Origin of the sequence: Streptomyces aurantiacus, assembly GCF_001418335.1 — a bacterium.
GTDB lineage: Bacteria > Actinomycetota > Actinomycetes > Streptomycetales > Streptomycetaceae > Streptomyces > Streptomyces aurantiacus.
Genome location: NZ_LIPP01000141.1, coordinates 1 through 11,373, shown reverse-complemented (window position 1 = coordinate 11,373; position 11,373 = coordinate 1). Strand labels below are relative to the sequence as shown.

Annotated in this window: 10 protein-coding genes and 1 riboswitch; of the genes, 5 read left to right on the top strand and 5 right to left on the bottom strand. The window is 72.5% G+C overall.

Annotation, left to right across the window (positions count from 1 at the left end; genetic code table 11):
* Positions 1-54 precede the first annotated feature (54 nt).
* From pknB to thiO, 4 genes are all read right to left on the bottom strand, one after another.
* Positions 55-1,989, bottom strand: a complete 1,935-nt coding sequence (gene pknB, locus AOK01_RS19710) for a Stk1 family PASTA domain-containing Ser/Thr kinase (protein WP_055513490.1) — start codon at positions 1,987-1,989, stop codon at positions 55-57.
* A gap of 164 nt (positions 1,990-2,153) precedes the next feature.
* Positions 2,154-2,957, bottom strand: coding sequence for a thiazole synthase (locus AOK01_RS19705; RefSeq protein ID WP_055513488.1), 804 nt, complete (start codon positions 2,955-2,957; stop codon positions 2,154-2,156).
* Between the two features lie 3 nt (positions 2,958-2,960).
* Positions 2,961-3,167, bottom strand: a complete 207-nt coding sequence (thiS, locus tag AOK01_RS19700; RefSeq protein WP_190853044.1) for a sulfur carrier protein ThiS — start codon at positions 3,165-3,167, stop codon at positions 2,961-2,963.
* Complete coding sequence (gene thiO, locus AOK01_RS19695) at positions 3,164-4,450, bottom strand: glycine oxidase ThiO (protein WP_079103571.1); 1,287 nt, start codon at positions 4,448-4,450, stop codon at positions 3,164-3,166. The genes thiS and thiO overlap by 4 nt, the downstream gene beginning before the upstream one ends.
* A riboswitch (TPP riboswitch) is annotated at positions 4,448-4,561 on the bottom strand. (Overlaps the previous gene by 3 nt.)
* 152 nt (positions 4,562-4,713) lie before the next feature.
* On the opposite strand from thiO, the gene AOK01_RS19690 reads away from it, so the two are divergent.
* The 5 genes from AOK01_RS19690 (at position 4,714) to AOK01_RS19670 (ending at position 9,392) form a co-directional block, all read left to right on the top strand.
* Positions 4,714-5,877, top strand: coding sequence for an NAD(P)/FAD-dependent oxidoreductase (locus AOK01_RS19690; RefSeq protein WP_055513491.1), 1,164 nt, complete (start codon positions 4,714-4,716; stop codon positions 5,875-5,877).
* A 196-nt stretch (positions 5,878-6,073) separates the two neighbouring features.
* Positions 6,074-6,445 carry an Rv2175c family DNA-binding protein gene (locus AOK01_RS19685; protein ID WP_055513484.1) on the top strand — a complete coding sequence of 124 codons (372 nt, stop codon included), beginning with the start codon at positions 6,074-6,076 and terminating at the stop codon, positions 6,443-6,445.
* 95 nt (positions 6,446-6,540) lie between these two features.
* Positions 6,541-7,191: a thiamine phosphate synthase gene (gene thiE / locus AOK01_RS19680; RefSeq protein WP_055513482.1), complete on the top strand. Its 651-nt coding sequence runs from the start codon at positions 6,541-6,543 to the stop codon at positions 7,189-7,191.
* A 227-nt stretch (positions 7,192-7,418) separates the two neighbouring features.
* The gene (gene metF, locus AOK01_RS19675) at positions 7,419-8,342 is read left to right on the top strand and encodes a methylenetetrahydrofolate reductase [NAD(P)H] (RefSeq protein WP_055513479.1); all 924 of its coding nucleotides are present in this window, start codon (positions 7,419-7,421) and stop codon (positions 8,340-8,342) included.
* 57 nt (positions 8,343-8,399) lie between these two features.
* The gene (locus AOK01_RS19670; RefSeq protein WP_055513477.1) at positions 8,400-9,392 is read left to right on the top strand and encodes an SCO2102 family sporulation regulator; all 993 of its coding nucleotides are present in this window, start codon (positions 8,400-8,402) and stop codon (positions 9,390-9,392) included.
* A gap of 94 nt (positions 9,393-9,486) precedes the next feature.
* On the opposite strand, the gene AOK01_RS19665 is transcribed toward AOK01_RS19670, so the two are convergent.
* Positions 9,487-11,001 (bottom strand): phytoene desaturase family protein, encoded by a 1,515-nt coding sequence (locus AOK01_RS19665; RefSeq protein ID WP_213862118.1) that lies wholly within the window; start codon positions 10,999-11,001, stop codon positions 9,487-9,489.
* Positions 11,002-11,373: the final 372 nt, after the last annotated feature.

The following is an 11,373-nucleotide window of genomic DNA, read 5'->3' as shown; positions in this document are numbered from 1 at the left end:
CGCCGCCCCACGCGCCGCCCTACGCCCCCTGCTCCGCTCCGCCCCGCGTCTCGCTCAGCGGATCTCGATGGTGATCGTCGATCCCTCGGGCGCCGTGTCGCCGCCCTCGGTCGACTGGCTCTTGACCGTGTCGCCGAAGAGGCCGAGCAGACCGCGGTCCTCCTTGACCTCGAAGCCGGCCTCTTCCAGCTCCTGCTTCGCGTCGTCGACGCTGTCGCCCACGACGTCCGGGACCTCGATCATCTCCGGGCCCTTGGACACCGTCAGCGTGACGGTGTCGCCCCCCGCCACCTCGCGTCCGGACTCGGGCGACTGCTTCGCCACCTGACCGGCCTCGTTCTCGGAGGTGATCCGCTCGGTGGCGACCTCGACCGTCAGACCCGCCTCCGTCAGCTCCTCCTTGGCGTCGTCCAGGTCGTCGCCGACCACGTCCGGCACGTCCACGGGCTCGCCCTTGCTGACGACGAGCGCGATCGCCGAACCGCCCCGGCGCTCGGTGCCCGCCCCCGGCTTCGTACTGATCACGAAGCCGACGGGGACGTTGTCGCTGAAGGCCTTGGTGACCATGCCCGCCGCCAGCCCCTCGTCCGCCAGCTGTTCCTTGGCCTTGTCGAGCGAGAAGCCCTTGAGGTCCGGTACCCGCACGATGTTCGGGCCCTTGGAGACCGTCAGCGTCACCGAGCCGTTGTCGCGGATGCGGGTGGCGGGCTTGGGATCGCTGCTGATGACCCTGCCGAGCTTGACCGTGTCGCTGTACGCGGTCTTGACGCCCTTCACGTCGAGTCCCGCGTCCTCGATGCGCTCCGTGGCCTGTGCCTCGGTCTTGTTGAGCACCGCGGGAACCTCGGTGAACTGGCCGGAGTTGATGTACCAGACCCCCGCGCCGACGCCGAGGGCCAGCAATACCGCGGCGACGATCGCGAGCACACCCCGGCGGGGTGCCATGGTGCGACCGCGGCGCGGAGGGCCCGGCGGCGGGGACGGCAGGAAACTCGTGTGGTGCAGCTCCGCGTCGTCCTCGTTCACGGGGTTCGCCGGGAGCAGCCGCGGCACCGAGAGGGAGCGCGGGATCACGCTCGTACGGTTGTCGGCGCCCGGGCGGTCCGTGGCGAGGGCCCCGGGCGGTACGGAGTCCAGCTGGTCGTCGCTCAGCGCGCTGCGCGCGTCCAGGGTCTGGGCGAGCAGCGCCACCGCGTCGTCGGGGCGTGCCCCGGGGTCGCGCGCGGTGGCCGACGCGACCAGCTCGTCGAGCTCGTACGCCAGGCCGGGCACGGCCTCCGACGGCGGGGGCACGTCCTCGTGGAGGTGCTTGTAGAGCACCGCGGCGGGGGAGTCCCCCAGGTGCGGCCGGTCGCCGGTCAGCATCTCGAAGAGGAGGATGCCGCACGCGTACACGTCCACCCGGGCGTCGGCCGTGCCGTGTTCTATCTGCTCCGGCGCGAGATACGACACCGTGCCCAGCACGGCGCCCGTCGTGTGGGTGACCGTGTCCACGGACCGTACGAGACCGAAGTCCGCCACCTTCACCCGGCCGTCGTCCCCTATCAGGACGTTCTCCGGCTTCATGTCGCGGTGCACGAATCCGGCGCGGTGCGCGGCGCCGAGCGCGGCGAGCACCGGCTCCAGGACGTCCAGCGCGGCCCGCGGCTGGAGCGCCCCGCGCTCGCGCAGCACGTCGCGAAGGGTGCAGCCGGCCACGTACTCCATCGCCAGATACACGTAGCCGGCGTCGGTGCCCTGGTCGAAGACCTGGACCACGTTCGGATGGGCGAGCCTGGCCACCGACTTGGCCTCGCGGATGAAGCGGTCGACGAACGTGCCGTCGGCGGCCAGCGCCGGATGCATCACCTTGAGCGCGAGCACCCGGTCCAGGCGGGTGTCCACGGCCCGGTAGACCGTGGCCATCCCGCCGACCGCGATGCGCGCGTCGACGCGATACCGACCGTCGAGCACATGCCCGACTAGGGGGTCCTGAAGGGTCGTGTCCACGCAGGTGAGTGTACGAGCCGCCACTGTCAGGGCCGCCCGCCCGGACGAGGGTGGGCCGGTACTGAAGCCGACCTGTGACGCACCTCGCACGGTGACGGCACGGCGACGGCACGGCGACGGCCGCGACAGGGCATCCGAATTCGGACGGATGTTCAAGCCAACGGTCAGAAAGCGGGGCGTTCCGGATCGAGGCGTGCGATTCCGTCCACCGGGGACGAGGCCTCGGCGAAGTGCCGGCGCGGAATGCGCCCCGCCCGGTACGCGAGCCGCCCCGCCTCGACCGCGTGCCGCATGCCCTCGGCCATGAGGACCGGCTCCTGGGCCCGGGTCACGGCCGAGGCGAGCATCACACCGGCGCAGCCCAGCTCCATGGCGAACGCGGCGTCCGACGCCGTACCGGCTCCCGCGTCCAGAATCACCGGCACGCGCGCGTGCTCCACGATCAGCTGGAAGTTGTGCGGGTTGCGGATGCCGAGCCCCGACCCGATGGGCGACCCCAGCGGCATGACCGCGGCGCAGCCCACGTCCTCCAGCTTCCGCGCGAGAACCGGGTCGTCGTTCGTGTACGGCAGCACCGTGAAGCCGTCGTCGACGAGGGTCTCGGCGGCGTCCAGCAGCTCGATCGGGTCGGGCAGCAGGGTGCGCTCGTCGGCGATGACCTCCAGCTTGACGACGTCCGTGCCGAGCGCATCGCGCGCGAGACGGGCCGTCAGGACGGCCTCCCCCGCGGTGAAACAGCCCGCGGTGTTGGGCAGTACGCGGATGCCGAGCCGGTCGAGCACGGAGAGGACCGAGCCGTGCGAGCCCTGTGCCCCGGGACTCACCCGGCGCATCGCGACCGTCGTCAGCTCCGTGCCGGACGCGACGAGCGAACGCTCCAGGACGTCGAGGCTGGGCGCGCCACCGGTGCCCATGATCAGACGGGACGTGAAGGACGTACCGCCGAGGACGAAGGGATCGTCGGCCATGGGTCAGCCTCCTTGGACGGCGGTGAGCACTTCGACGCGGTCGCCCTCGCGCAGAAGCGTTCTCGGCCACTGCGCGCGCGGGACGACGGTCTCGTTGAGCGCGGCGGCGACACCGGAGGGCGCCGCGCTCAGAGTGGTGACGAGGGTGTCGAGGGCGGTGTCGGCGGCGACTTGGCGCCGCTCTCCGTTGACGAGGACGGTCACGCTCATGCGGGCTGCTCCGTGAGTGCGGCGGCGTCGAACCGCCTGGGGGAGAACGGACGTGCCTCTTCCGGCAGTTCACCGGTGGTCAGGACATGCGCCATGACGTCGCCGGTGACCGGGGTGAGCAGTACGCCGTTGCGGTGGTGGCCGGTCGCCAGGAGCAGCCCGGGAAGCCCGCTCGGACCGAGCAGGGGCGCGTTGTCGGGTGAGCCGGGGCGCAGCCCGGCGCGCGTCTCGGTGAGCGGCAGTTCGGTGATGCCGGGTACGAGTTCGTGGGCGTCCCGCAGCAGTTCGTACACGCCGCCGGCGGTCACCGTGGTGTCCCAGCCCAGTTCCTCGCTGGTCGCGCCGACGACGAGTTCGCCGTTCTCGCGCGGCACCAGGTAGACGTGGCTGCCGCGGACCACGGCCCGCACGGTCCGGCTCAGGAAGGGCGGCGCGCCGCGCTCCGGCATGGCCAGCCGCAGCACCTGTCCCTTCACGGGACGCACCGGCGGCAGCACGTCCTCGGGCACGCCCGCGAGGCGTCCGCTGAGGCTGCCGGCGGCGAGGACGACCTGCCCGGCCGGCAGTGCGGTGCCGTCCGCCGTGACGACTCCGGTGGCCCGGTCCCGTACGACGGTCAGCCGCTCGGCCCAGGTCCGGTGGAAGGCCACACCGGCCCGCTCGCAGGCCGTGACCAGGGCCCCGGCGAGCCGTCGCGGGTCGATCTGGTGGTCGCCGTCCACCCGCAGTCCGCCGCGCACGCCCGGCGCGAGCATCGGTTCGAGGCGCCGGCACTCACGGCCGCTCAGCCACTGCGACTCCAGGCCCGACCGCTGCTGCAGGGCGTGCAGTTCCCGCAGGTGGGCGCGGTCGTCGGCGTCGAGCGCGACGGTCAGCGTGCCGCACTGCCGGTGACCGAGGTCCGCGCCGGTCGCCTCGGTCAGCTCGGCGACGAAGTCCGGATAGCGCCGCGCCGAGGCGAGGTTGAGGCCGAGGAGGGTCTGCTCGCCGTGGTGCAGCTCGGTGACGGCGGCCAGCATCCCCGCCGCGACCTGTGCGGCGCCGCCGCCCGGTGCGGGATCCACCAGCGCGGTCGTGAACCCGCGCTGCGCGGCCCGCCAGGCGGTGACCAGACCGATGATCCCGCCCCCGACGACCAGCACGTCGGACGCGCCCGCCGGGGACGACGGTGATCGCGGTGGCGGTGGCTGTGGCTGTGGGGTTGGTGGTTGTGGCGTCGTCCGTGGTGGGGTCGGTGACTGTGGGGATGCCTGTGGTGACGCTGCTTGCGGTGTACGCGACATGGGCGTCCAGCCCCTCCCTTCGCCGGCATGACCCGGATCAGGTTCGTACGGTCGGAGGCCGTCCCAGCCTCCCTCTCAGCCCGGTACGTCCGGACTCCCGCGAGTGCTTTACGTCCGCCACCCTAGCCCTTCGTCTCCTTCTGGAGGAGGGCGCCGGGACAAGTGTGGTCGCAGAAGCCAGTGTCTATGGTGATCGGGTGAGTGAGCTGACAGAGGGACCGGGCCCGACGGCGCGACCGGGCGTCGTGATCGTCGGTGCGGGCATGGCGGGGGTGCAGACGGCCGTGGCCCTGCGGGAAGGCGGCTTCACCGGAAGCGTGACCCTGATCGGCGCGGAGCCCCACCAGCCGTACGACCGCCCGCCGCTGTCCAAGGCCGTACTGCTCGGCAAGGCCGAGGGTTCCGCCTTCGACGTCGACTTCGAGGCCCTCGGCGTGGAACTGCGCCTGGGGCTCGAAGTGACCGGCGTACGCCCGGCCCCGCGCGAACTCGACACGGCCGAAGGCCCGGTTCCGTACGGCGTCCTGGTCGTCGCCACGGGCGCGGAACCGATCCGGCTGCCGGGCGCCGAGGGCGTACCCGGGGTGCACCTGCTGCGCACCCTCGACGACGCCGAGCGGCTGCGCCCCGTTCTCGCCCGGCAGCACGACATCGTGGTGGTGGGCGCGGGCTGGATCGGCGCGGAGTTCGCCACGGCGGCCCGTGAGGCGGGCTGTTCGGTGACCGTCGTCGAGGCCGCGGACCGGCCACTCGTCGGCGCGCTGCCGGCCGAGGTGACCGCACCCATGGCCACCTGGTACGCGGACAGCGGGGCGTCGTTGCGCACCCACGCGCGCGTGGAGCGCGTCGAGCCCGGCGCGGTGGTCCTCGACGACGGCTCGCGGCTGCCCGCGGGCGCCGTCGTCGTCGGTATCGGGGCGCGGCCCGCCACGGCCTGGCTGGCCGGTTCGGGGATCGAACTCGGCGCCCATCGGGAGATCGTCGCGGACGACCACCTGCGCACCTCCGTCCCGGACGTGTACGCGGTCGGCGACTGCGCCTCGTTCCCGTCGGGCCGTTACGGCGAGCGCCTGCTCGTCCACCACTGGGACAACGCGCTGCAGGGCCCGCGCACGGTCGCGGCGAACATCGTCGGCGAGACGCCCGCCCCGTACGACCCGGTGCCCTACTTCTGGTCCGAGCAGTTCGGCCGCTTCGTCCAGTACGCGGGGCATCACGGCTCCGCGGACACCCTGGTGTGGCGGGGCGATCCGGCAAGCCCCTCCTGGTCGGTGTGCTGGCTCCGGGACAGCCGCCTGGTCGCGGTCCTGGCGGTGGGCAGACCGCGGGACCTCGCGCAGGGGCGACGCCTGATCGAGTCGGGAGCCACGCTGAATCCCACCTCCCTGGCGGACCCGGGCCTGCCCCTGAAGGGGGCGGCGGTCTAGCACGGAGCGTGGTTTTTCGGGTGCGGGCGCCCCGTCAGGGGCGCGGGGAACTGCGCGACCAGCCACGGACGGCCCGCACCCGACGGAACAACGCTGAGCCCCCGCCAGGGCCACGCGCCGCCGGCAGGCCACAGCCCGTGACCCGGTCGACGGACCCGGGTACCCACTGTCAGTGGGAGATGGCAGGCTTGTCCTCGTGACCGAGATTGACGCAAAGATCGATGCTCTCGTCCCCGCCTGGCTCACCCTCCCCGACATCGCCGAACGGTTCGGCGTCGAGGTGACGCGCGTCCGGCAGCTGGTCAGGGAAGGCCAGCTCATCGCCGTACGCCGTGGTGAGAACCGCGCGCTGCACGTCCCCGCCGCCTTCATCGACGTGGACGAACAGAAGGTCGTCAAGGGCCTGTCCGGCACCCTGACGCTCCTGCGGGACGACGGCTACAACGACGAAGAGATGCTCGAATGGCTCTTCACCCCCGACGAGAGCCTGCCCGGTACCCCCGCGCAGGCTCTGAGTGAGAATCGCGGCACGGAGGTGAAGCGCCGCGCCCAGGCGCTCGCCGTCTGAGCTGATCACGCCGCACGGCGTACGGACCGCGTGGCACCCGGCCCGTACGCCACCGGCACGACATGACATGACATGACGACACGGGGGACCCACGCATGCCCGAATCCACCGCACGCGCCCAGCTCGCCGACGCCCGGGTCTACCTCTGCACGGACGCCCGCAGGCGCCAGGGAGACCTCGCCGGCTTCCTGGACGCGGTTCTCGCGGGCGGTGTGGACATCGTGCAGCTGAGGGACAAGGGCATGGAGGCGGCCGAGGAGCTCGACCACCTCGCCGTCCTCGCGGAAGCCTGCCGCCGGCACGGCAAGCTGCTCGCGGTGAACGACCGGGCCGACGTCGCCCATGCCGTCGGTGCCGACGTCCTGCACCTCGGCCAGGGTGACCTGCCCGTCGCGGCGGCCCGGGCGATCCTCGGCGACGAGGTCCTGATCGGCCGCTCCACACACGCCGGTCCCGAGGCCTCGGCCGCCGCCGTCCAGGACGGCGTGGACTACTTCTGCACGGGTCCCTGCTGGCCGACCCCCACCAAGCCCGGGCGCCACGCGCCGGGCCTCGACCTGGTCCGGCACACGGCGGCGCTCGCCACCGACCGCCCCTGGTTCGCCATCGGCGGCATCGACCTGGACAACCTCGACGAGGTGCTGGCAGCGGGCGCCCGCCGGGTCGTCGTCGTACGGGCGATCACCGAGGCCGACGACCCGGGCGCGGCGGCGGCCCGGTTCGCGAAGCGGCTGCGGGCGGCGTGAGCCGGGCGGCGGGTACGGCGTGAATGCGCGTCGCAGTCCCTCGCGCGTCCTACGGGGGTTCGAGGCTCGATGGCTCGACGGCCCAGACTGCTCGACGGCCCGAACTGGAGGTTCGCTCGACCTCAGGTCGCTTCAGGTTGTCCGAGGACTGGACAACAAGTCGACAAACCAGACAAATTCTCCGCACCCGGTTGGGGGACCGTCTCCCCCCTGGATAGCCTGCGGGTATGGCCCTCGGATCTGCTTCCACCAGGACTGACCGCGCACGCACCGTGCGGGACATGCTCGCGACCGGCAAGACGACCTACTCGTTCGAGTTCTGGGCGCCGAAGACCGAAAAGGGCGAGCGGAACCTGTGGAACGCGCTGCGCAGGGTCGAGGCGGTCGCCCCCAGCTTCGTCTCCGTGACGTACGGCGCGGGCGGCACCACGCGGGCGGGCACGGTCAAGGCGACGGAACAGATCGTCGCCGACACGACGCTCACTCCGGTCGCCCACCTCACCGCCGTCAACCACTCCATCGCGGAACTGCGCAACATCATCGGCCAGTACGCGGACGCCGGGATCCGGAACATGCTCGCCGTGCGCGGCGACCCGCCCGGCGACCCCCTGGCCGACTGGGTGGCGCACCCCCAGGGCCTCACCTACGCGGCCGAACTCGTCCAGCTCATCAAGGAATCCGGCGACTTCTGCGTGGGGGTCGCGGCCTTCCCGGAGATGCATCCGCGGTCCGCGGACTGGGACATGGACGTGGCGAACTTCGTCGACAAGTGCCGGGCCGGCGCCGACTACGCGATCACACAGATGTTCTTCCAGCCGGACGCGTACCTGAAACTGCGTGACCGGGTCGACGCGGCGGGCTGCCGGACGCCCGTCATCCCCGAGGTCATGCCGGTGACCAGCGTGAAGATGCTGGAGCGCCTGCCCAAGCTCAGCAACGCCGCGTTCCCCGACGCCCTCAAAGAGCGCATCCTCACAGCCAGAGACGATCCGGCGGCTGTACGCTCCATTGGCATCGAGTTCGCCACGGAGTTCTGCGCGAGGCTGCTGGCCGAGGGAGTCCCCGGACTGCATTTCATTACGCTGAACAACTCCACCGCGTCGCTGGAAATCTACGAGAACCTGGGCCTGCATCACCCACAGCAGGCCTAGACCGGTCGCATCGTCGTACGACACACTGCGTAGCGGTCATCTGGGAGAGGGGCGTACATGGGCTGGACGGTCCTCTACATCGCATTCGGCATTGTCGCGCTGTGGCTGCTCGGCGAGGTCCTGCTGCAGTACAAGGCGCGGCTGCGCTGGCGGCTGCTGGCCTTCGCCGGCTTCCTCGGGGTGGTCATCGGGGTCTTGGTCGCCTCCGTGGTGGTCATCGGTCTGGGTGCGGCCGCCTTCGCCGTCGGGCAGACCTACGTCACGCTGTCGTTCCGCAGTGGCTTCGCGTCGGGCTGGGCCGTCACCGGTCGCCCGGGCGCCACCAAGCGCCGCCGGGGCGAACCCGACCGCCAGGAACCGGCGTTGGAGGTCACGGACCTCCAGGCCACACAGAGCGGAACGTATCCTCACGAGGACTTCGGCCGGGACGACGCCTTCGGACGCGACGACTCGGTCTTCGGGCAGAGCCCCGCGAACGCCGCCGGGCCGAGCGCCGTCTACGAACCGCAGCCGCTGCCCGACGAAACCGGCCAGTACGGCGTCTACAGCGCCGCCGCCTACGCGGCGGCCACCGGCCAGGCGCAGGGCCAGGACCAGGCACAGGACCAAGGTCAGGGACAGGGGCAGGGCCAGGACCAGTTCGCCCAGAACTACGGATACGAGGGTTACTCGGGCTACGACCAGCAGCAGTACGGCTACGACACCGGGCAGCAGGAGCAATACGCCGCCTACTCCGACCCGTACATCGGCACGCAGCCCTACGACGCCGCCTCCTACGGCCAGCCCTACGACGCCTCGCAGCAGCAGTACGGGCAGCAGGGCCAGGACCAGCAGGCGCAGCAAGGGCAGCAAGGGCAGCAAGGCTACGGACAGGACCAGTACGCCGCGGGCGCCTACGGCGGCGAGACTCCGGCCGGCGGCGTCTGGGTGCCGCAGCAGCGGACCACCGAGGACCCCTACGGCGGCGAACTCCCGCCGGAGCAGCCGTATCCGTACGAAGGCAACGGGCAGCAGCAGGGCGGGTACGACGAGCAGCAGTACCGGTACTGATCGGTATTAACCGGAATTGACCGGTGCTGCCGGTTACCGGCGGTGCCGGTACTCGATCCGGCGTGACCTCACCGTGGCGCCCGTCCCCCGGATGTCACTGCGAACCCCGGAAGTCCGGGCCCTCCACGATCAGTCCGGCGACCAGCGCCCCCGACATGCCGGCGTGCGGAAGACCGCCGCCGGGGTGCGCCCAGCCGCCGACCGCGAACAGGCCCGGTATCCGGGTGGTGTTGGCCGGCCGCAGGCGGGTGCCGTCCGCGCCGGCCAGGGCGGGAGCGGGTACGCCGCCGCCCCCGGCTCCGGTCTCGCGCTCCGTGTGCAGGGGTGTCCGTACCTCGCGCCACAGCATGCGCTCGCGCAGGTCCGGTACCGCCCGCTCCGCGGCGGCGACCATACGGTCCGCGAAGGCGTCGGCGGCGCCGGCCGCGGCCCAGTCGTGGCGCGCGAGGGACGGCACCGTCGCCGTGAGCACCACGGACTCGTGGGCGTCGTCCGGGCGCAGCAGCGGATCGTCCGGACGGTCCACCCACACCGTGGGCCGCGGCGGTGCCGCACCCGTCCCGAAGATGTGGCCCAACTCCTCGGCCCGGTCCGGAGTGTGGACGACCGTGCGGTGCGCGGTGCCCGCCTCGCGCGGGCCGCGCAGGGCGAGGCAGACCACGGCCTTGCCGCAGGACAGGGGCGCGGGGTGCGGCTCGGGTGCCTCACCCCCGTACAGAGCGCCGCGGCCCGTCAGGCTCTCCAGCAGCTCCGGCGGGCCGCCCACCACGAAGTCCGCCTCCGCGACGGTTCCGTCGCGCAGCTCCACGCCGGTCGCCCGGCCGTCCTTCTCCGTGACCGAGACGACCTCGGCCCCGAAGGCGAACTCCACCCGGCGGGCCAGGCACCGCTCGTACACGGCGCGCGCCAGCTCACGGATCCCGCCGCGCACGTACCAGGTGCCGAAGGCGTGCTCCATGTACGGCAGGACGGCCGCGCTCGCCGGGACCGCGCCCGGATCGAGGCCGTACGCCAGCGCGTGGCTCTCCAGGAGGGCGGTGAGGCGGGGGTCGGCCAGCTCCCAGGCGCCGACCTCCGAGAGCCGGCCCGCCGTACGCGTGCGCAGCAGGCGCCGCCGGCGCAGTGCCGGATAGGGCTCGCGCTCGCCCAGCACCCGCCAGTTGGGCCACAGCGGCTCCTCCAGGAGGGGTCTGCGCGTCCGGTCCCAGGCCTCGCGTGCCCGGACCAGGAAGTCCCCCCAGCGCTCACCCGCGCCCGCGCCCAGGGCGCCGTCCAGGGCCGAGACGGCCCCCGCGCGCGAGGCGTTGGGCAGCGAGACCTCCGTGCCGTCGGCGAACACGTGCCGCGCCGCCGGGTCGACCTGGACCAGGTCGACGCAGGCCTCCAGGGGCTCCTTGCCCGTCTTGACGAACAGGTCGCGGTAGACGGCGGGCACCTGGAGCAGCCCGGGGCCGGTGTCGAAGGCGAAGCCGTCGCGCTCGAAGCGGCCCACCGCGCCGCCGTACGTCGCCGAACGCTCGTACACCGTCACCCGGTGGCCCGCGACGGCCAGCCGGGCGGCGGCGGCCATCGCGCCCATCCCGGCCCCGATCATCACAATCCGTGCCATGCCAGGGACTGTATCGGCCGCCACCGACATCGCCGTCCGCAGCCGGACGAGGAGAGTGACGAGGGGAGTACGGACGCGGAGGCGATCGTCACCAGGCGGCACCGGTACTTCCTGCGCACGCGTGCGTACGGCTGAGTACCCGTACCTAGGGGGCGAGTTGAGTACGCGCGCGGATGGGCGCCGACCTGGGTGAACGGCAGAGTGGAGGCACGGAAAGGGGCGCGGCTCCGGCACCGCCGACACGGGGCGGCGGAACGGTGCCGTGCTCCCTACCGCTCCTTCCGCCGAGACCCGGCGGGAGTGAGGCACGGTGGACCCGAAGGGGACCGGAACGGGGGGACCGTCGGGGATCACGGGGGACGTACGGGGGAA